The sequence below is a fragment of the Exiguobacterium sp. HVEsp1 genome (genome assembly GCF_002009685.1).
GTDB classification, from domain to species: Bacteria; Bacillota; Bacilli; order Exiguobacteriales; family Exiguobacteriaceae; genus Exiguobacterium; species Exiguobacterium profundum.
Genome location: NZ_KV917367.1, coordinates 398,416 through 418,934 on the forward strand (window position 1 = coordinate 398,416; position 20,519 = coordinate 418,934).

The 20,519-nt window shown below is 50.1% G+C and carries 22 protein-coding genes, 2 tRNA genes and 1 rRNA gene; 20 read left to right on the forward strand and 5 right to left on the reverse strand.

What is annotated here, in order from left to right:
• Positions 1–326: 326 nt before the first annotated feature.
• The 3 genes from rrf (at position 327) to BV910_RS02060 (ending at position 2,493) form a co-directional block, all read left to right on the forward strand.
• Positions 327–443, forward strand: a 5S ribosomal RNA gene (gene rrf / locus BV910_RS02045).
• A 162-nt stretch (positions 444–605) separates the two neighbouring features.
• Positions 606–1,544, forward strand: a complete 939-nt coding sequence (locus BV910_RS02050) for a coiled-coil domain-containing protein (RefSeq protein ID WP_078146160.1) — start codon at positions 606–608, stop codon at positions 1,542–1,544.
• A gap of 307 nt (positions 1,545–1,851) precedes the next feature.
• The gene (locus tag BV910_RS02060; RefSeq protein ID WP_078146161.1) at positions 1,852–2,493 is read left to right on the forward strand and encodes a uridine kinase family protein; all 642 of its coding nucleotides are present in this window, start codon (positions 1,852–1,854) and stop codon (positions 2,491–2,493) included.
• Here BV910_RS02060 and BV910_RS02065 read toward each other — a convergent pair.
• The gene (locus BV910_RS02065) at positions 2,478–3,260 is read right to left on the reverse strand and encodes a sporulation protein (protein ID WP_078146162.1); all 783 of its coding nucleotides are present in this window, start codon (positions 3,258–3,260) and stop codon (positions 2,478–2,480) included. The genes BV910_RS02060 and BV910_RS02065 overlap by 16 nt on opposite strands.
• Positions 3,261–3,399: 139 nt before the next feature.
• Between BV910_RS02065 and BV910_RS02070 the strand changes: the two genes are divergently transcribed.
• The 7 genes from BV910_RS02070 to BV910_RS02100 all read left to right on the forward strand — a co-directional run bounded on the left by BV910_RS02070 (position 3,400) and on the right by BV910_RS02100 (position 6,837).
• Positions 3,400–3,476 (forward strand) — tRNA-Met (locus BV910_RS02070).
• Positions 3,477–3,501: 25 nt separating this feature from the next.
• Positions 3,502–3,578, forward strand: a tRNA-Met gene (locus BV910_RS02075).
• Positions 3,579–3,680: 102 nt separating this feature from the next.
• Positions 3,681–4,130 carry a tRNA (adenosine(37)-N6)-threonylcarbamoyltransferase complex ATPase subunit type 1 TsaE gene (tsaE, locus tag BV910_RS02080; RefSeq protein WP_015880566.1) on the forward strand — a complete coding sequence of 150 codons (450 nt, stop codon included), beginning with the start codon at positions 3,681–3,683 and terminating at the stop codon, positions 4,128–4,130.
• Complete coding sequence (gene tsaB, locus BV910_RS02085; RefSeq protein WP_078146163.1) at positions 4,127–4,783, forward strand: tRNA (adenosine(37)-N6)-threonylcarbamoyltransferase complex dimerization subunit type 1 TsaB; 657 nt, start codon at positions 4,127–4,129, stop codon at positions 4,781–4,783. Before tsaE ends, tsaB begins: the two co-directional genes overlap by 4 nt.
• Complete coding sequence (gene rimI / locus BV910_RS02090; protein ID WP_015880568.1) at positions 4,776–5,237, forward strand: ribosomal protein S18-alanine N-acetyltransferase; 462 nt, start codon at positions 4,776–4,778, stop codon at positions 5,235–5,237. The genes tsaB and rimI overlap by 8 nt, the downstream gene beginning before the upstream one ends.
• Positions 5,234–6,256 (forward strand): tRNA (adenosine(37)-N6)-threonylcarbamoyltransferase complex transferase subunit TsaD, encoded by a 1,023-nt coding sequence (tsaD, locus tag BV910_RS02095; protein ID WP_015880569.1) that lies wholly within the window; start codon positions 5,234–5,236, stop codon positions 6,254–6,256. Before rimI ends, tsaD begins: the two co-directional genes overlap by 4 nt.
• A gap of 14 nt (positions 6,257–6,270) precedes the next feature.
• The gene (locus BV910_RS02100; RefSeq protein ID WP_078146164.1) at positions 6,271–6,837 is read left to right on the forward strand and encodes a hypothetical protein; all 567 of its coding nucleotides are present in this window, start codon (positions 6,271–6,273) and stop codon (positions 6,835–6,837) included.
• 195 nt (positions 6,838–7,032) lie between these two features.
• Here BV910_RS02100 and BV910_RS02110 read toward each other — a convergent pair whose 3' ends face one another.
• Complete coding sequence (locus tag BV910_RS02110) at positions 7,033–7,440, reverse strand: hypothetical protein (protein ID WP_078146165.1); 408 nt, start codon at positions 7,438–7,440, stop codon at positions 7,033–7,035.
• Positions 7,437–9,338, reverse strand: a complete 1,902-nt coding sequence (locus BV910_RS02115; protein ID WP_078146166.1) for an ABC-F family ATP-binding cassette domain-containing protein — start codon at positions 9,336–9,338, stop codon at positions 7,437–7,439. Before BV910_RS02115 ends, BV910_RS02110 begins: the two co-directional genes overlap by 4 nt.
• A 150-nt stretch (positions 9,339–9,488) precedes the next feature.
• Here BV910_RS02115 and BV910_RS02120 point away from each other — a divergent pair, with 150 nt between their 5' ends.
• The 7 genes from BV910_RS02120 to BV910_RS02150 all read left to right on the forward strand — a co-directional run bounded on the left by BV910_RS02120 (position 9,489) and on the right by BV910_RS02150 (position 16,147).
• The gene (locus BV910_RS02120; RefSeq protein WP_078146167.1) at positions 9,489–10,145 is read left to right on the forward strand and encodes a redox-sensing transcriptional repressor Rex; all 657 of its coding nucleotides are present in this window, start codon (positions 9,489–9,491) and stop codon (positions 10,143–10,145) included.
• Positions 10,145–10,363, forward strand: coding sequence for a twin-arginine translocase TatA/TatE family subunit (gene tatA, locus BV910_RS02125; protein ID WP_078146168.1), 219 nt, complete (start codon positions 10,145–10,147; stop codon positions 10,361–10,363). The genes BV910_RS02120 and tatA overlap by 1 nt, the downstream gene beginning before the upstream one ends.
• Before the next feature lie 3 nt (positions 10,364–10,366).
• Positions 10,367–11,155 carry a twin-arginine translocase subunit TatC gene (gene tatC / locus BV910_RS02130; RefSeq protein ID WP_031424497.1) on the forward strand — a complete coding sequence of 263 codons (789 nt, stop codon included), beginning with the start codon at positions 10,367–10,369 and terminating at the stop codon, positions 11,153–11,155.
• Between the two features lie 144 nt (positions 11,156–11,299).
• On the forward strand, positions 11,300–13,948 hold the full coding sequence (locus tag BV910_RS02135; RefSeq protein WP_078146169.1) for a hypothetical protein: 2,649 nt from the start codon (positions 11,300–11,302) through the stop codon (positions 13,946–13,948).
• A 105-nt stretch (positions 13,949–14,053) separates the two neighbouring features.
• Positions 14,054–14,332 (forward strand): hypothetical protein, encoded by a 279-nt coding sequence (locus BV910_RS02140; RefSeq protein ID WP_143404743.1) that lies wholly within the window; start codon positions 14,054–14,056, stop codon positions 14,330–14,332.
• Between the two features lie 5 nt (positions 14,333–14,337).
• Positions 14,338–14,628, forward strand: a complete 291-nt coding sequence (locus BV910_RS02145) for a hypothetical protein (protein ID WP_078146171.1) — start codon at positions 14,338–14,340, stop codon at positions 14,626–14,628.
• Positions 14,629–14,800: 172 nt separating this feature from the next.
• Positions 14,801–16,147, forward strand: a complete 1,347-nt coding sequence (locus BV910_RS02150) for an FAD-dependent oxidoreductase (protein ID WP_078146172.1) — start codon at positions 14,801–14,803, stop codon at positions 16,145–16,147.
• A 34-nt stretch (positions 16,148–16,181) separates the two neighbouring features.
• Here the strand turns inward: BV910_RS02150 and BV910_RS02155 are convergent, their stop codons facing one another.
• Together BV910_RS02155 and BV910_RS02160 are read right to left on the reverse strand one after the other, a co-directional pair.
• Entirely contained in the window at positions 16,182–16,364 is a 183-nt protein-coding gene (locus BV910_RS02155; protein WP_026824450.1) for a PspC domain-containing protein, read from the reverse strand.
• A gap of 85 nt (positions 16,365–16,449) precedes the next feature.
• Positions 16,450–17,382: an ABC transporter substrate-binding protein gene (locus BV910_RS02160; protein ID WP_078146173.1), complete on the reverse strand. Its 933-nt coding sequence runs from the start codon at positions 17,380–17,382 to the stop codon at positions 16,450–16,452.
• A gap of 121 nt (positions 17,383–17,503) precedes the next feature.
• Between BV910_RS02160 and BV910_RS02165 the strand changes: the two genes are divergently transcribed.
• Genes BV910_RS02165 through BV910_RS02175 form a run of 3 tightly spaced genes read left to right on the forward strand, consistent with a single transcriptional unit; the run spans position 17,504 to position 20,330 of the window.
• The gene (locus BV910_RS02165) at positions 17,504–18,484 is read left to right on the forward strand and encodes a FecCD family ABC transporter permease (RefSeq protein ID WP_078146174.1); all 981 of its coding nucleotides are present in this window, start codon (positions 17,504–17,506) and stop codon (positions 18,482–18,484) included.
• Positions 18,481–19,527, forward strand: coding sequence for a FecCD family ABC transporter permease (locus BV910_RS02170; protein WP_074034812.1), 1,047 nt, complete (start codon positions 18,481–18,483; stop codon positions 19,525–19,527). The genes BV910_RS02165 and BV910_RS02170 overlap by 4 nt, the downstream gene beginning before the upstream one ends.
• Entirely contained in the window at positions 19,524–20,330 is an 807-nt protein-coding gene (locus tag BV910_RS02175; RefSeq protein WP_074034811.1) for an ABC transporter ATP-binding protein, read from the forward strand. The genes BV910_RS02170 and BV910_RS02175 overlap by 4 nt, the downstream gene beginning before the upstream one ends.
• Positions 20,331–20,519 lie beyond the last annotated feature (189 nt).

Genomic DNA, 20,519 nt, shown 5'->3' on the forward strand with positions numbered 1-20,519 from the left:
AGGAAATTTGAGGAGAGCTGTCCTTAGTACGAGAGGACCGGGATGGACGCACCGCTGGTGTACCAGTTGTTCCGCCAGGAGCACCGCTGGGTAGCTACGTGCGGACGGGATAAGTGCTGAAAGCATCTAAGCATGAAGCCCCCTCCGAGATGAGATTTCCCTTTGAGCAATCAAGAAAGACCCCTCAGAGACGATGAGGTAGATAGGTCATGGGTGGAAGCGTGGCGACACGTGGAGCTGAATGATACTAATCGGTCGAGGCTTTGATCTAGTCTAATGGTTTGTGTTGATGACTCCTCAGTTTTCAGGGAACAAGCCCTGTAGAGTCTGGTGGCGATAGCGAGACGGCCACACCCGTTCCCATGCCGAACACGGAAGTTAAGCGTCTCAGCGCCGAAAGTAGTTGGGGGATCTCCCCCTGTGAGGATAGGACGTTGCCAGGCAACAACGCAGAGGACGACCGAGCATACGCTCGGTCGTTTTTTTGTTTCTTTGAAACTTTGTCCCTTCTTTTTCGTACTAAGTAAGAGAAAGAGGGGATGTTTATAAATCATGAATCTCCTCAGATTGACTCATTCGATAAACAAAATGAGAGGAGAAACATCATGCAAAATCTTCAGGGGACCCAATTAGATTTACAACAACGTATCGCCGAGCGTGATCGACTTGTGCGTAAGCAAGAGATACTAAACAAACAGTTGAACGAGCATGAGACGGTGCGGAAGACACTACTCAACACATTCACGAAAGAACAACGTGATGTGTATGACCTTGAAGAATTCTCGCTCGTCAACACATGGCGGAAGTTACGAGGCACGTTCGATGAACAACGAACGATCGAAATGGAAGAGGCTGCTCGCGCGGAACTGAAATTACGAGAACACGAGGCGATGATTGACGAATTGACGCTCGAACATCGAGATTTGCAAGAACGGCTCGAGGGATATGAAGGAATCGACGCTGAGTGGGAGACCTTCTTAGAAACAAAAGAATCTCATGTGGCGAAAGATCCAGCTGTTCGCCGAGATTTACACCATCTCACGAATCAACAAGCCGAAACGAATGAACTTCTCATCGAGTATCGGGAAGCCATCGTTGCCGGTAAGGCGGCACGTTCGACGATTGCAAAAACACTCAAACATCTAGATAGTGCGAAGGGGTGGTCGACGTATGACACGTTCTTCGGGGGTGGCTTGATTGCCACAGCAATGAAACATGAGGCACTAGATGCTTCCGAACAGACGATGCACGAATTACAATCTGCGTTAGAGCGTTTCTCCCGTGAATTAGCGGACGTGCAAGGCATTGTTCAGGAGTTGCATGTCAATCGAGGTTCACTTATTCAGTTCGCAGATTACTTTTTGGATGATATTTTTTCAGAATGGACGATGCATGGACGAATCAATGATTCCTTAGATCAAGTGAACGGACTGGATAAGGAAATCAGTCAGCTGATTGCTCGTATGACGAGACAAGTGGAAACGTTAGAACAGAAGCTTGACGAGACTGAAGAAAAAAGAAGACAGCTCATCCTGACACGATGAGCTGTCTGTCATTAGATTTCTAGTAGTAAGGATTTTGTTGCTTAGTTCAAGGAGAGCGAAGAGAAAATGAGTAAAACGATGGTATTTCTTATTAGAGGGATGGCAGTCACGGGAGCGCTATTGATTTTATCGATTCCATTTTTCTTTAGTTCTCCCATATCGACCACTCTGATCATTGTCAGTTCGATTTCGTTGATTGCCTTTGTGATGTTTACTGTTTCAGCAATCAGGCTTCGAAAACGGATAGAGGATGAATGACGTATATTTGTTTTTCTGAAACAACAAAATTACCAAAAGGGGGAGAATCATGGAACAACTGATTGAGGGTATCGTACAAAGCGTGAGACCGGATCAACGAACGCTGATTGCTATCTCCGGACACGGGGCAGCCGGAAAATCGACGTTGGCAGAAAAATTACGGGAACGACTCGGTGATATAAACCTGCTTCACACAGACCCGTATATTACAGATTCACAGTTGCGGAAACAAACGATCCTCACGTATCAACACGATGGAACGACCCATCAGTATAAGATGACGGCGTGTCATCCGGCCGCACATCATCTGCTCTCACTCGAGCGAGATGTCCGTATGATTCGGGAAGGGATTGGGTTTTATACGATTGATGTCCCCTATCTAGAGCGGACATGGATTGATCCGGAGAAGCTGATCACGATTATTGAAGGGATGAGTGTCGCATTCCTGGATCTTTCATCTTTTGATCAATCGATTTATCTCTACACAGACGGGGAGACTGAGTTCAAGCGACGTTCGCATCGTGATATTCAGGAACGGGGTATGGAGCTGGACTACTTACACGCTTCACATGTAGAGCGACGTCTGCAATATGAATTGTTCATGCATCCGTATCGCCACCACTTTCAAACTATCGTCAATACGAGTAAGGATGGAATTCAAATTGAAAAAACCGCTCACGAGGAGCGGTGACTGCGTAACGTATCTTGAATGCCGAGACCGAGCTGTTCCTGTTCGCGCTCGAGCTGCTCCCAGGTGAGGGAACGATGACGCAATTCGACGTCGGTCGCCATCGATTCGAGCGTTCGCTGGGTCTCGATGTTGTCGAGCCAGTAGTAGAGGTCGATCCCGTCTTCATGTAAGCGCCAAAACGATTTGACGACCTCGAACTCATCGGCCCATTCTCCGACCGGCTTGAATCCATACTTTTCAACGAATGGATACGGACGTTCTTCCCCGAGCGGGTCGATTACGTTTCGGACGAACATCGGCTCAAGTCCAGCGTGAGCGGTCGCATCGAGTAATCGTTTCAGTTCAGGCATCGGTTCGATTTCGATGTGTTTGATTACATCAAACCAAACTCGTTTGATGTCCTCGTCCCACAATGTAGCCTCTATACTATACGGGGCGCCGGCAGAAGAGGGTGCGTACATCGTCAACTCGAATGAAAACGGAACGTCCTCTTTCGCTCCAGGCTCTAATACAAGCGATAGTGGAATCGGGACTTCTTGAATATCAGCTTCTCGATTGAACTCGTTTCCTTCCATGGTGATGTCTTTGAACGTCGTCAAGAAGGTCAGGGTGAGTTCCTGTAATCGAACGACATTCGTTGTCGGGTTGGAGACGTGCAACGTACCCGTCACGGTCTGCTTCGGAATGAGTGCTGCCGGGTCAAACGTGATCTCGGCTTCGATCTCCGAAAAGAACCATTTCTTGAATCGATTTCCCCATTTGGACATGGCGGTCGCGCCCCTTTTCTCTGATAGTTTATGCTGTTATATCTGTTCCCGATTCCATTTTTGAAAAAACATTAAGAAAATGGTTGCTTTTTATAACTGTCTCGCTTATTATAGAGGATGTCGAAACAATTCAAACCATCGCGGGGTGGAGCAGTCTGGTAGCTCGTCGGGCTCATAACCCGAAGGTCGTCGGTTCAAATCCGGCCCCCGCAACCAATTTTTATTTAATTTCATATGTCGTCGCGGGGTGGAGCAGTCTGGTAGCTCGTCGGGCTCATAACCCGAAGGTCGTTGGTTCAAATCCAGCCCCCGCAACCAATTTTTAAATGAGATAGCGAAACGATAGCGTTTCGTGTTTTTTTTTGCTTAAAATGAAGTGTACAATGAGTACGTATGAGAAGTGAAAAAGGAGAACCATTCATGTATACATTGATTACGCATTCTGCAGCGGAGACGCAGGCGGTGGCAGAACGTTTGGCCACACTCGTCGAAGCAGGGACGGTCATCACGTTAAACGGTGACCTCGGTGCCGGCAAAACGACGTTCACACAAGGGTTCGCAAAAGGACTCGGTGTCACGCGGAACGTCAACAGTCCGACCTTCACCATTATGAAACAATATAAAGGGCGACTGCCGCTCTATCATATGGATGTCTATCGTCTCGAAGATACGGGGGATGACATCGGTCTTGAGGAATATATCAACGGTGATGGTGTCGCCATCGTCGAGTGGTCGAACTTGATCGAGTCCTCCCTCCCGGAAGAACGCTTGGCCATCACGATTGAACGGGTCGGCGACGAAGAACGTAAACTGACACTTGCTCCGACGGGTGAGCGTTACGTTCAAATCGCCAAGGAGGTGCTCGCATGAAGCAATTGATGATTGATACGGCGACGACACGTTTGTCAGTCGCGTTAAGTGAGGCTGGAGAGATTCAAGCCGAAGCGACGGTAATGGTCTCAAAAAACCATGCGGTCACACTCATGCCGATGATTGAACAGCTCATGGCAGCGGTCAAGTGGACACCGAACATGCTCGAACGCATCGTTGTCACGACAGGACCCGGGTCGTACACGGGAATTCGGATTGGAGTGACGACAGCGAAGACACTCGCCTATACGCTCAATCTTCCACTCATCGGTGTATCTGCCCTTCAGCTCATGGCAGCGGCCCCGAATACCGATTTGCCGGTCGTTTCATTGATTGACGCGCGCCGTGGCAACGCGTATATCGGATATTATCAACACAACAAAGCACTAACGCATGATCAGCACGCCTCGGTCGCGGATTGGTTGCGACTGAATAGTCAAGGGCGCTTCCTTGTTGTCGGAGACGTGGAACCGTTCCGTGACGTGTTAAGTGAATACGACTATATTGAAGCACCGGCTGCCCATCGCTATGGACGTGCGAGTGATTTGGTCGTCTTCAGTGATGAGGCGAGCGACGTCCATGCGTTTGAACCGGAGTATTTGCGACTCGCCGAAGCGGAAGCGAAATGGTTAGAGGGACAAAACAATGGCTGACGTGAAAATTCGTCGGATGACGTGGCTTGATGTCGAGGAAGTGACGAAAGTCGAAGAAGCGTCATTCGCCATTCCGTGGACAAAAGAGGCGTTCATGAATGAGATGCTTCGAAATGAACAGGCCGTTTATTTTGTCGCGGTCCATGACAAACGGGTCGTCGGGTTTGTCGGCGTTTGGACGATCGTCGATGAAGGACATATCACAAACATTGCCGTCTTACCTGAGCTTCGTGGACAGGGCATCGGTAATCAATTGTTAGCGGAACTTGTCGCGTTCGCCAAGTCAAAAGGACTCGTCGGATTGACGTTAGAAGTCCGCGTGTCGAACGTTGGCGCGCAAAAACTATATGAACAGTTCGGTTTTATGCAAGCCGGTCGGAGAAGACGCTACTATCAGGATAATAATGAAGACGCCTATATTTATTGGGCGAAGTTAGGAAGTGAGTCAGAATGAACACATCACTGATTCTCTCGATCGAGTCGAGTTGTGACGAGACGTCTGTTGCGCTCGTCAAAGACGGAAAGACGTTATTGTCGAACGTCGTCTCTTCTCAAATCGAGAGTCATAAACGATTTGGTGGCGTCGTCCCTGAAGTGGCGTCTCGTCATCATGTGGAGCGCATCACGTACGTGATTGACGATGCATTGAGTGAGGCCGGCGTGACGATGGAAGACGTCGATGCGGTCGCGGTCACACAAGGACCGGGTCTTGTCGGTGCTCTTCTCGTCGGGATCAGTGCGGCCAAGGCGTTGGCATTCGCCCATCAAAAACCGCTCATCGGTGTCCACCATATCGCCGGACACATTTACGCGAACGAACTCGTTGAAGAGATGCAGTTCCCGCTTGTCTGTCTCGTCGTTTCAGGGGGACATACAGAACTCGTCTATATGCCAGAACACGGTGTCTTCGAAGTCATCGGAGAGACACGTGACGACGCGGCAGGTGAGGCGTACGATAAGGTCGCACGCACGCTCAGTCTCCCATATCCAGGAGGACCTGCAATTGACCGTTTGGCAGCGGTCGGGGAAGACACGTACAATTTCCCACGCGTTCGTCTCGAACCGGGTAGCTTTGATTTCAGTTTCAGTGGTTTGAAGTCATCGGTCATCAACGCCGTACACAATGCGGAACAACGGGGAGAGACGGTCATCCCTGAAAACTTGGCGGCGAGCTTCCAGGCGAGTGTCGTCGAAGTGCTCGTCGAGAAAGCGATTCGTGCCGTGAAGGAAAAAGGGGCGAAGCAATTGCTTGTCGCGGGTGGTGTCGCGGCGAACCGTGGCCTCCGCGCAGCGCTTCAAGAAGCGGCTACAGCTGAAGGGATTCAACTCGTCATTCCACCGCTTGACCTCTGTGGGGACAACGCAGGCATGATCGGGGTGGCGGCACATCACGCGTATGTGCGCGGTAAGCGCGATACACTAGCGATGAACGCGGTTCCTGGGTTATCCTTAGAAGAGAGCATGACAGTCTAGGGGGAAATAGAGACATGACGAAACGCATCATCATCGGAGGACTCATCGTACTACTCGTCGTTGCGACGTTCTTACAAGTACGTGAGATCATCCGCGCTTACAATATCGCCTATCAAGAGGAGATTGTTCCAGAAGAGACACGAGTGAAGTCACTCACTGGAGAAGAGTCATTAGAAGGCATCGGTCGCGTGACCGGAGAGAATACGCTCATCAAGTCACTATATGGCTACACAAGTGTCGTCGACCAAGAGCCGGAGCGTGTGATCGTCGTCGATCGTAATCTCGGCGTTCAGCCAAAAGCAAGCGATGCTTACTATGAAATCGAGCGAGGTCGCGAGGCAACGGAAGAAGAAGCGGCGAAGTTTGATGATTTGATCGAGGAACTCGACGAACAGCAACTGTTCGCGCAAGTCATCTCGACGCATGAGGCACGTTATGTGACGAATGGCGAAAAACCGATGACGTTCTATAAAGTGTTCACACGTGACGTCGACACGAACGAGGCTGTCTTCTTTATCGCTGAAGACGGGACGAAGCTCGACTTCCATACAATCGGATTCCAACCACTGCGTTACTTCTAACAAAAAGGTTCAGCCTCGTGGCTGAACCTTTTTGAGTGCTTCAAGTTGTTGAAGGAATGTACGGGCGAACGCGAGACATGCTTGCTTTTTTTCATCCGTATCCGGGTCAAATTCAATCTTGAGCGATTATCAATGTCAGTGCTAACGTTGATTGTACAAACAAAACCACGCCTTCAAACAGAAGACGTGGTTTTGTTATGCTTTTGGTTGTCGATAATTCTCCCGATGCCACGTATTGACGCGGCTCACGATGAACACGAGAAGAGCGAGAATCCACATGAAGAGCGTCTCTTCATAGAAGTGGGCCCACACCGATCCAGGCGCATAGAACGTGTGAACGGTCACATCGACCGGCCAGACGACGACACGGATGAAGAGCGTGCTCATGAGCAGACCACTGAAGAGACTGAGTAGTATCCCTGGCCACGTCTGAATGATGAAGCCGATGACGACCGGCAGGAAGAAAAAGAGAATAGACGGGACAATCGTCGGCTCCCCGCGGATGAGTTCAGACACGAACTCGGTCCCGGTCGGCACGATGTAGGCGAGTCCTGTGAGGAACGCTTGAATGAACTCGATTCGCATGGCACGGGTACGCATCATGTATGGAGTTCCTCCCATTCCTCATAAAGTGCGGTGATCGATTCTTTCGCAGCGTCTGATTCGGTCGACAACTCCTGTGCACGGGCGAAGTCGTTGAAGACGTCCGGCTCACAAAGCAACTGTTCGATTTCGTCGAGACGATTCTCATGTTGCTCGATTGCCAGCTCGATCTCTTCGATGCGCTGTTTGATGCGGCGCTCTTCCCGTTGCTGTTCTTTATCGGCGCGCTGTTTTTTCACGACGACCTGCTTCGTCTCCTCACGGGCGAGTCGCGCCAGTTCCTCGAGCTCTTCTTTCTTCTCGACGTAGTACGAATAGTCTCCGAGATACTCGTCGATGCCGTTCGGTGTGATCTCTAGCACACGCGTCGCGAGTCGATCGATGAAGTAGCGGTCATGCGAGACGAAGAGAATCGTGCCCGGATAGTCGAGAAGGGCGTTCTCTAAGATCATCTTCGAGTCGAGGTCCAAGTGGTTCGTCGGCTCGTCCAAAATGAGGAGGTTCGGTCGCTCGAGCTTCAGCTTGGCCAACGTGAGTCGTGCCCGTTCGCCACCGGATAATTCATGGACACGCTTCATGACGTCATCGCCGCTGAAGAGGAACTGTCCGAGAAGACTCCGCACTTCTTGCTCGCGCATGAGTGGCCAGTCGTTCCAAATCTCGTCGATGACACGGTTCGCGTCAGACAAGTTTTGTTGTTCCTGGTCATAGTAGCCGATTTCGACGCCCGTCCCGTAACGGATCTCGCCGGTGAGGGCGGCTTGTTGCTTCGTCAACACTTTGAGGAGGGTCGACTTTCCGACCCCGTTCGGACCGACGAGGGCGACGGATTCCCCGCGTTGTAGCTGGAAACGGAGATTCTGAGCAATCGCTTCCTCGTACCCGATGGCGAGGTCACTTGCGCTCAATACATCGTTCCCGCTCTGACGTTTGATGGAGAACGAGAGGACGGCGCTACGTTCGTCACCATCTGGAGCATCGAGTCGGTCGACTTTCTCGAGACGCTTGCGCACGCTTTGCGCACGTTTTGTCGTCGTCGCCCGGGCGATGTTACGTTGAATGAAGTCCTGCATCTTGGCAATCTCTTCTTGTTGCGACTCGAACTGCTTCTTCTCTTGTTCGTAGAGGGCCGCCTTCTGTTCGAGATACTTCGTATAGTTCCCGACGAAACGACGGCTCCGATGACGTGACAGCTCATAGACGACCGAGACGACACGGTCGAGGAAGTACCGGTCGTGGGAGACGATGAGGACGGCGCCTTTATAGCCGCTCAAGTACTTCTCAAGCCAGGCGAGCGTCTCGATGTCCAAATGGTTCGTCGGCTCGTCCAAGATGAGCAGGTCGGGACTTTGAAGGAGCATCTTCGCCAAGGCGAGACGTGTCCGTTGTCCCCCGGAGAGCGTGTCGATGCGACGCTCGAAGTCGTCCGGATAGAAGCGCATCCCGTGGAGAACTGAGCGGATGGTCGCTTCATATTGGTATCCGCCACGTTCTTTGAACGTATGTTGCTCTTCATCATAAGAAGAGAGGAGGCGTTCATATGCAGCGGCGTCATTTAGGATTCGTTCTGAGCCCATGTCAGCCTCCATGCGACGGAGCGTCTTCTCTTGCTCGATCAAGTCCGTGAAGACGGTGAGCATCTCATTCCAGATCGTCTCGTCGGATTCTAACCCTGAGTCTTGGGCGAGATAGCCGATCGTGACGTCTTTTGGCTTCATGATGTCCCCGGAGTCATAGTTGTATTCACCAGCGATGACCTTCAAAAGCGTCGACTTTCCGGCCCCGTTACGACCGACAAGGGCGACGCGTTCGCCTTCCTGGATTTCGAGTTTGACATTTTCTAAAATCGGCTCGACGCCGAAGGATTTGGATAAGTTGTTGACTTGCAGTAGGATCAAGTGAAAAAACCCCTTTCTCTCTATTTAGTATACTGTATTTTTCAGCGATTTTAGGTATATTCGTTGAGTGGTCATGTGAATTCGTTTACAATCAAGATGTATGAAATTCAGATTCGTTTGTAACGTGTCGTAAAAAGGAGGCTCTTTCCGTTGAGTCAAAACGAACCAAAGATTCCACAAGCGACAGCCAAACGGTTGCCACTATACTATCGATTTATTCAAAGCCTGCACGCGTCAGGGAAACAACGTGTCTCTTCAGCAGAACTGAGTGAGGCGGTCAAAGTCGATTCGGCTACGATTCGCCGTGATTTCTCGTACTTCGGTGCGCTCGGTAAAAAGGGATATGGCTATAACGTGCAGTATCTGTTAGACTTTTTCCGAAAGACACTGAATCAAGACGAGATTACGAATGTCGCCTTGGTCGGAGTCGGTCACCTTGGGACGGCATTCGTCAACTATAACTTCCTTAAAAACAATAACACACATATCGTCGTCGGGTTCGACGCAGACGAGACAAAAGTCGGCACGACGATGTCAGGCGTCCCAATTCATCACGTCGATGAGATGGAACAAATCACGAAGCAAAACAAGATCGACGTCGCCATTTTGACGGTACCTTCTGCTTATGCGCAGTCCGTCGCAGACGACTTGGTGCGTTTCGGCATCAAGGGCATCTTGAACTTCACACCGGCACGACTCACTGTACCGGATACGGTTCGCGTCCATCATATCGATTTGTCGATTGAGCTGCAGTCACTCATTTACTTTATGCAACACTATCCAACCGCTGAGGGGGTCCATCAATAATGGAATTGCTAGTATCATCACTCGTCGTCGGGATTCCGGGTGGGGCGAGTCTATTCATCATCGCCATCATCGCGCTCATCATCTTCGGACCGAAGAAATTGCCGGAGTTTGGTCGCGCGGCCGGACAAACGCTTCGTGAGTTCAAAAATGCAACAAACGGCATGATGAACGAGCACGACGAGAACGACAAGAAAGCTATCGAAAAGAAAGAGCAGTAAGCCATGAATCATCAACCTGATCAAGAGCGGGAACTCACCGATCACTTGACAGAGCTGCGGAGACGACTGATGCTATCTGCATTTGTCGTCTTTGCCTTCTTTTTGATGGCTTTGCCGAGTGTCAAATATGTACTCGCGTACTTGCAAAAAGACCTCGTCGAACGCGGGCTTGAACTGAACGCCTTTGGGGTCGCGGACCCGCTCATGATTTACTTGAACTTGGCGCTCATCATCGGCCTGATCGCGGCGAGCCCATTCCTACTGTATCAAGTGTGGGCGTTTGTCGCACCCGGTCTGCATCCGAATGAGCGGAAAGGCACGCTTGCCTATATCCCGATCATCTTCGGACTGTTCTTGATCGGCCTTGCGTTCGCCTACTACTGGTTGTTCCCGCTCGTCCTCGATATCTCGACGGACCTCGGGCAAGACCTCGGACTCGAACAAATCATCGGGGCCAACAATTACTTCACGTTCTTGTTGCAGCTGACAATTCCGTTCGGCCTATTGTTCCAACTACCGGTCGTCATGATGTTCTTGACCCGAATCGGTGTCGTGACCCCGTACTTCTTATCCAAGATTCGAAAGTACGCATACTTTGCCCTATTCGTGATCGCGGCATTCATCACACCGCCGGATTTGACGTCGCACCTCATGGTGTCGCTGCCACTCTTCTTCCTATACGAAATCAGTTTATCGATTTCACGCATCACCTACAAAGGGGTGCTGCGCCGGGAGAAAGAGGCGATGGTGCAAGAACAGATGGATTTAATGAAACAGATGAATGAAAAGTGAGCACTGCGTCAAATTAGGACGCGGTGCTTTTTTGAATATTAGGGCTATGCATTTTTGAAAAAACATCTTAAAATTAGAAGGGATTCAACAAAAATGGATGTTTTTTGAAAACTTATGTATACATAAACAGAAATGAGGAAGCAGATGAACAAGTGGTTATGGAGTACGCTCGTCGTACTCATGTTGTTGATTGGACCAAAAATGGATGCCTTTGCAGAAGGAGCGGCAAAACCGGACGTTCTGCCAACGGGAAGTGTTGTATCAAACAGTGAATATGTATGGCGGTCGGGCGACCAAGAGACGATTGTGCATATGCGCACAGGAGAAGTGTATACACTTCCCGTCCGCGTGTCGGTTGAACATAATATCGTTGGACTCGGAGACGGTCGCGTCATTTTAGATGCATATGGCGAGGTCCTCATTTGGGATCCGATTACCGATGCGATGACGTCATTCCCGAACGATTCGAGTAGTGGTCTCGATTATCTTCATGCTGTGAATCAGGATTTAGAAATGATTCTTTGGAAAGGACATACGACGTATTCTGTCACCTCATTGACGGGTGAGATTCTCGGAACGTTTAATACGGAAAGTATATACGAATCGTACGACCTTCTTGCTGACGGCACGGTCCTAGTCTTCGCAAACGGTGAAATCACGAAACGAGCCATCACGGGAGAAACGCTTGAAACGCTTGGAACATATACGGACAAGGTACGATCTGCCCAATATATCGAAGAAGCGAATCAATTAGTGGTCAAGATGTCCACCGACTCACATCTCCGAATTTTTGATTTGACCACGAAACGTTGGATTGAAAAAGAGGCGGAATCTGTCACGAATCTCCTGTGGAAAGACGGGATTTACTACTTCACGATGCGGAAAGTGTTTGATACGTATTACGTGAGTTACAATGTTGCCACTGGAGAATGGAAAGAATCATCGGTGGATGATACGTTTGTTAATCTAAGAGGAGATTGGTATGTGCTATCCCATGATGTGACGGCAGGGTATACGCCGGAGTCATTTTGGAAAGCGCCACGACAACTGTTGATCGATGTACCGAAAACAACGACACGATATGAAGTGAACCAATCCTATCAAGTGAACGGAACCGCTAAACTGATTGATGGAACATCCATTCCTGTCAGTGGGACAGAATTGTCGGCAACGTATCGATATTCTGAGAAGAAACCTTTTGTTTGGGAACAAGGTAAGTTGACGATGAACACGAATGGCGGATATTCTTTTGAATTTAGATGGAACGGGTTAGAACGAACAGAAGACTTTGTAGCATCTAACTATGTTCCGCTCACACTCGATCCGCCAACAGGTGTTTTGGGACCCATCACAGGAACAACGGCACCGAACACCCCAGTATTCGTCAGTGTGACGAAAAGCACCTCTCAGTACACCGACTCACTAGATTCATTGGTCAACTATCAGTCGAAAACGGTTCAGTCAGACGAGATGGGACGCTTCACTTGGCAACCGACGCGCTGGTTCGCACCAGGATCGCGTGTGACCGTAAAAATCGGAAGCCCATCAAGTGTATATGCCGATCCAATTGAACTGGTGACGGTAAAAGAAAGTGAAGATACTTTACCGAACGACATCACGCTTGTAACGAACTCTGTAAAATCAGGTGTGACATTACAGACCACGCCACAGGCTACCGTTGACATCGTTGCCCGTAGCGAACGCGGTTATGAAGCCTGGAGTGAGCAAGTAAATGAGGATGGGATGCTCCAAATCAAATCGTTTTCTCACATGTGGTTTGGTGTTGGGACAAAAATATACTATAAGTTACAGGATGCACCTGCCTCACAGTTCCGTCTTGCGGAAGTGAAGGCGACGTATGATGCACCTATCTTCACTTGGACGCGGACACCATTGATGTACGATAAATCGATTGATGTAACGTCTAGCACAAATGAAGCATATGAAGTTTATCGGAATGACATCCTTGTGACAAAGACGAGTTCGATGCCTTATACGTTCGATACGCCATTACGCGAAGGCGATGTGATTAGTGTCAAACGCACGTATCGCGATGCCACTTACGAATTGACGAAGACGGTTCGCGCGTTCGCACCTGTTTTGAGTGTCACGGACGTCATGATGACGAAGACACAGGCGACACTCTCGATTAAAAAGACAAGTGTGGCCCCGGTTCGTTTTTACGTAAATGGTGTGGCCGTTTCACCAAAACGGTTATCAACGACACGGTACACCATCCCGGCGAAACCGGGTGACATGATTCGTGTCCGTGCCTCTGTCGGATCAAAATCCCGTGAAGTCACAGTGGAATTGCCGAAGACCTCGCTGTCCACGCTATCCATCAACGACGAAAAGTCGTTATGGGTCGGGTATGTACTACCGAACAGTACGGTGACACTAAAGAGCGGTACGAAGACAATCGCCAGTGGAACGGCAAGCAGTACAGGCCGTGTGACGCTACGATTCAGTCGACAACCGGTTGGAAGTGTCGTGACGTTGACGAGTCAGCAAGGGACGTATCGTCACATTCAGAAAAAGACCGTGACGGTCGGACCGGCTCCGACATTGTCATCGACCATTCCTTCAAGTGCGTCGAAGGCATTGCGTGCGACGTCAAACGTGGCTTACGGTACACTCACGCTGATGCGTGGGACGACCGTTCTCGCAGAGAAAGAAGTAAAAACGACTTCGACGATTCTCAGTTTTTCACCGCAACGAAAAGGGACGCAGCTCACGCTTCGTCTCGTGACACCGAAAGGTCGAAGCGTAACGAAGACGTTCACCGTTCGATGAGTACTCGGACCATTCGCATGAGCGGGTGGTCTTTTTACTTTCAACATACCTGTGAGCCCTTCACTCATGTTAATATGGAAAAAAGAGGGATTTGAGGTGTGGGTCATGTGGTGGCAATGGTACGGATTTGAGACGATCATGATGTTGATCTTTGCAGGGATATCCATTGGGACTGGAAGACATCTGTTCCTGTCAAAAACGGATAAGGTTCTCACGATTTCGTTTGTGAGTATGGTCATTGGTTTTTGTATGATGCTCGTCGGAGTGGGATACATAAGAGGATTTGATGGAATGGGTTGGTTCGTATACGGTTTGCTCCTATACGGTGGAAGTCTCCTTGTCTACTTGACGTTCACTATTTTTCGTTTGAAACGGGAGGAGTAAAGAGAATGAGTGATTTGACCTTTTTGATGTTGTTGTTTCTTGGATTGACACTAGGAGTGGTGCTATCCATCTATCACGTGATGCGGCAGAAAAGAAGACGGTCCGTGTTACTCCTGATCGGTACATTACTGGTTGTAAGTGGCTATGTACTTGTGATTGGCAATCTGGCATTTGGATACGGCTGGGGAGCATTGTGGTGGGTGGTCGTCGGGCTCACTATGAACGTCTTCGGTTTGATCGTGCATCTATTTGTAATAAGCTATCATCTAGTGAAAAAGCGGCGAGTCCGGTCATGAGAATGAGCGGATTTTTTCCTGTTCAAACTTTAGACACTTTTACGTGAAAAATTGAGCAAAGTCATTGAATCTTATATTGTGAAATAGTACACTAAGGTCAAGAAGTAAATGTGATGTTTATCACAATATAAAACGAAACGTATTGTTTAACATAAAAGGAGAGACGACTCATATGAAAATCGCAGTCATCGGATGTACACACGCAGGAACAGCAGCAGTCAAAGGATTACTCGCCAAGCACGACAATCTCGATATCACCGTTTACGAGCGGAACGACAACGTCAGCTTCCTCTCGTGTGGGATTGCGCTCCACGTCGGTGGGGTCGTCCAACGTGCGGAAGAGTTATTCTACTCGTCTCCACGTGAACTTGAAGAACTCGGTGCGACGATGCGCATGAAACATGACGTCTTGTCGATCGACTCCGAAGCGAAGACGGTCCACGCTAAAAATCTTGAGACCGGGGAAGACGTGCATGACACGTATGACCGCTTGATCGTCACGACGGGTTCATGGCCGATCGTCCCAACGCTTCCGGGGATCGAAATGAATGGAATCGAGCTCTGTAAAAACTACGCGCATGCCCAACGCATCATCGAACGGGCGACAGATGCGACGAAGATTGCCGTCATCGGGGCGGGTTATATCGGAGTCGAACTCGTCGAGGCGTTCGAAGCATACGGAAAACATGTCACATTTATCGATAGTGCAGACCGCATCTTAAACAAATATCTCGATAAATCGTTCACAGATCCACTAGAAGCGGACATGACAAGTCGCGGGATCGATCTTGAACTCGGTCAGACGGTCGAAGCGTTCCGTGGAACAGAAGGGAACGTCACACACGTCGTGACGGACAAAGGTGAATTCGAAGCGGATCTCGTCATTCTCTGTGTCGGATTCCGTCCGAACACAGGACTCTTAGAAGGACAGGTCGATATGCTCGGGAACGGTGCCATCATCGTCGATGAATATATGCGTACGAGCAATCCCGATATCTTTGCAGCAGGGGACAGCTGTGCCGTCTACTATAACCCGGCGCGTACACACGCCTATATCCCACTTGCGACGAACGCTGTCCGCATGGGAACGCTCGTCGCGGAGAACATGATGCAACCACGCGTCCGCTACCAAGGGACACAAGGAACGTCGGGACTTCGACTCTATGACTGGAATATCGCGTCATCTGGTCTGACGGAAGAAGCGGCAGCGCTCTTTGGACTCGAAGTGGAGAGTGTCGTCATCGAGGACGCGTATCGTCCGGAGTTCATGCCGACCGCAGAGAAAGTCGAATTCAAACTCGTCTATGAAAAAGGGACACATCGTATTGTCGGTGGACAAGTGTTATCGAAAGCGGATTTGACGCAAGCGGTCAACACACTCTCGCTCGCCATCCAAAACGAGATGACGATCGAAGAGCTCGCCTATGTCGACTTCTTCTTCCAACCGCACTACAACAAGCCATGGCACTTCCTGAACAGCGGAGCGCTTGAAGCGATGAAAGACAAAGTGAATGCCTAACAAAAAACGCGGAAGCGAACAGCTTCTGCGTTTTTTATAGATAGTGTGGTTCATCTTTCATCAAATTGGCAAGAAGGATGTAGATGAGAAAGTTAGCCGGCAAAAAGACAAATAGTAGCCGAATACCGAGTGATGAGATGTTCACGTATTCAGCGATCCCGCCGCATACTCCGGCAATAGAGCGGTCCGTCGCCGACTTTCGAAGTGTACGTTGCATAGTAAAGCTCCTTATGAGTTGATATGTAAATTTTACCATATGAGTGTATGAAAAAGCGCACCAATTCAATTGGCGCGCTTTTGATTTATTTTAGAATGTCGACGAGTTCATCGAGCACTTGGTTGGCAGACAAGACGCCACCCGACGTGTTCCAAATGTCATCACTGACTTCTGTCACTTCCCCTGCTTTGACAGCATCGAGGTCTTTCCACAACTGGTTCGATTGCCATTCTTCGGCTGTCTTCGACCCGTCGGCCCCACCATATGTGAAGTAGACGATGTGGTCGCCCGCCATCTCTGGGATTCGTTCCATCGCGACTTGTTCAGCGAATTCTGCTTTATCTTGTGACGCTGGACGTTTGATGCCGACATCATTAAGGATGACGCCGGAGAAGCTGTCATTGAAGTAGATGCGTGACTCGCCAGGAAGGAAGCGGACGACCGAGAGTTCTTTATTCACGGCGTCCCCGAGTTCTGCTTTCGTATCTTCGACGTGCTGTTCGTAGTCGGCCAACCCTTGATTGCCTTCCTCTTCTAGGTTGAGTGCGTTCGCATAAAGGGTGAAGTTCTCTTGCCAATCACCTTTGAGCGTCTCTGACATGACCGTCGGTGCGATGGCGTTTAACTTGTCATAGATGTTCTCTTGACGAAGTTTCGTTCCGATGATGAGATCGGGTTCCAATTTTGCGATGGCCTCTAGATTGACTTCGCTTTCTGTCCCGACTTCCGTGACGTCTGTCATCTCGGACTCAATGTGCGGGTACCACGGGTCGCCGTTCCATGATTTGACGGCTCCGACTGGTTTGACGCCGAGGGCGAGAAGGGCTTCTGTCCCTTCGTTCGTCAAGACGACGACGCGTTCTGGGTTTTCAGGTACGTCCGCCGTTCCCATCGCGTGCTCAATCGAGCGAGTCGCAGTTTCTGAACTTGTATTGTTCTCTGTATCGTCAGACCCGCCGCAAGCAGCGAGGACGACGGTTAAGCAAAGCGTAAGTAACGCGAGCATCCATTTTTTCATTACAATTCTCCTCTATGTAGGTGATTTTCCTTCCTGACTATAAGTGATAATGATTCTCACTGTCAACCCCTTTTTCTGGAACGCAATATTTGCTATGGTAGGAAAGGAAAGAAGTGAGGACATGAAAAAACCTTGGATCAAATTACTTTTCTTGATCATCTGTTTACCTATCTTAAGTTATATCTCCTTGCGCGTCGGTGTGATTGCGGTCAGCCATCAAGATGTGATGACGTTCCAAGCAGACAATTCATCACAAGCGATGATTGCGTTGGCAGACAATCGTATCCCACGGACGGTCGTCGCGCTACTCGTCGGTAGTGTCCTAGGTCTCGCCGGGCTCATCTTTCAACTCGTGACCCGTAACCCGCTCGCATCTCCTGATATTTTGGCGGTAAACGCCGGAGCGAGTCTGGCCATCGTGCTCGTAACGCTTTTTGGGTTCAGTAGTATCGCCTCGTTCACGACAGCCTCGCTCATCGGAGCATTTGTTGCCGGCGTGATTGTCTATCTACTGAGTGCGAACGGAGGGAACGTCATGTATATGACGCTTGCCGGGGCATCGCTTGCCGCTTTATTCAGTTCGTTCACCCAGTCGATCATCGCGTATGAGGAAGGCGCGCTCGATGAGGTGCTGTTCTGGTTGACCGGATCGGTCGCCGGACGATCGCTCACGCTCGTCGAGATGTTGTTGCCATGGATGGCGGCGGCGGTCATTCTCGTTCTCTTGCTCAGTAAAGAGTTAGAGACGTTATCGCTCGGAGACCAGGTCGCCCGTTCACTCGGGCAAAATGTCGGCATCATCAAGTTCGTCGCCGTGACGCTCGCCGTCGTGCTCTCCGCATTCGGGGTGGCACTTGCCGGACCAATCGCATTTGTCGGTCTGCTCGCTCCGCATTTGGCGAAATATCTGTTCGGGACGGCCTTTTTCGCTCGTCTCGCCGGAAGTGCCCTCATCGGTAGCGTCCTGTTGCTTGCGGCGGATATTCTGGGACGTATCATCCTGTTCCCACGCGAAGTGACCGTTGGGGTCGTACTCGCCGTCATCGGTGGGGCATTCTTCATCTATCTCGTCAGTGTCAGACAAGGAGTCTTTAAATCATGAAAACATATCGCTTTCGAAAAGGTCCTGTCTCGTTCACGCTCCGGAAGCGTGAAATCGAGTTGGCGCTTCTACTTGTCGTCGGATTGCTCGTGTCGATTTATTTCGGGCTCGCCATCGGTGACACATTCCTTAGTCCCGCCTCACTCGCTGCCCTGTTCATCGGTGCAGGGGATGCATTCGAGCAACTCGTCGTCTTCGAGTTTCGGATGCCACGTGTGTTGATGGCAATCACTGCCGGCGCAAGTCTCGCCGTCAGCGGTCACTTGTTACAACTGACAATCAAAAACGAACTGGCATCCCCGGAGATTTTCGGGATTGTCGGAGGTGCAGGGGTTGCGACGGCTACGTTCTTCACCGTTTTCTCGGATGAGCGAACGAATCAGCTGTCAGTGCCGCTCGCCTATATCCCCATCGCTTCGTTCCTTGGGGCGATTGTTGTCGGGATGTTCCTCTTCTATTTGTTGAAACGTGGAGTCCCACCTGTCCGGCTAGCACTTGTTGGGATTGGAATCAGCATCTTCTCGCAAGGGATCGTTCAGTTCATGATGCTCGCCTCGAACGTTTACCGAAAGAACGATATCCAACAATGGCTCACCGGTACCGTCTACGCCGCGACGTGGAATCAATTGAAGATTATGGTGCCGTTCGTCCTTCTCTTTTTGCTGGCAGCCTTCTTGATTGAACGTCATGTTCGTCCGCTTCATATCAGTGAAGCGACAGCGACGAGCATCGGTGTACCGGTACGAGGGATTCAGCGTGGGACGTTGTTGCTTTCCTGTTTACTCGCCGGAATCGGTGTCGCCTTTGTCGGTGCAATCGGTTTTGTTGGGTTGATGGCACCTCATATCGCTCGACAAGGGTTGAAGCTCCCTTACATTTGGGCGACGCTGCTTGTAGGGGCGACGATTGTCGTGTTGGCGGACGTACTCGCTCGGACGATTTTTTATCCGTATGAACTACGGACCGGCGTGATGACAGCCGTCATTGGAGCACCGTATTTCTTCTACTTACTTCGACGGATGATGAAAGGAAGCATGAGATGAACACATTTGATTTGAACCACGTAACCATCGGATACGAACAGAAGACGGTGCTCGATCAATTATCCTTCTCCATCCCACATGGGAAAATCACCGTCCTTCTCGGCGCGAACGGCTGCGGGAAGTCAACGCTCCTCTCGACGCTTGCGAGACAGCGAGATGCACTTGGCGGGGAGATCGCATTTCGAAACAAACCGCTCGATTCGTATCGGGCGAAAGAGGCGGCTCGACTCATGGCATTCATGCCACAAGTGAACGTGGCACCTGATGGATTGACCGTCGAACAACTCGTCCGATTCGGGCGTTATCCGTACCAGACGTTCTTCAAACGATATTCGGAAGACGATGAACGGGCCGTCGAGCGGGCACTCGCCTTCACCGATACGGTATCGCTCCGTGACACGCTCGTCAGCAACCTTTCCGGAGGACAAAAGCAACGGGTGTGGATCGCGTTGGCACTCGCCCAAGAATCGGAGACGATCCTGCTCGATGAACCGACGACATACTTAGATATGTCGCACCAAATCGAGATTTTAGATTTGATGTATCGATTGAATCGATTGGAAGGAAAGACGATCATCATGGTACTTCACGACCTTCACTTGGCATGTCGCTATGCCGATCATGTCATCGCATTAGCTGGCGGTAACGTGTATCGCGAAGGAAGTCCGAACGATGTCGTCGATGAGACGTTCATGAAAGACGTATTCGGTCTCAAAGTCGTGGTGACCGAGGATCCGCTATACGGGACACCGCTCTGTGTACCGTATTCGCACTACGAGTTGAATGAAAAACGACCGACCTGAACCTAGTCTGCGGACTAGGTTTTTTTACGGAAAAGCAGGGAAAAGAGTAGGGTAAGTGCGCGTCATGTTTTCTACCTAAAGGAGAAATTTTCCATGGCTAAAAAGGAAAAACAACCGTATCACATCGTCACGTTCACGTTCCCATAAGAATCGATTTTAGACGGGCTTGCAGCAGAGTTCGGAGGAACG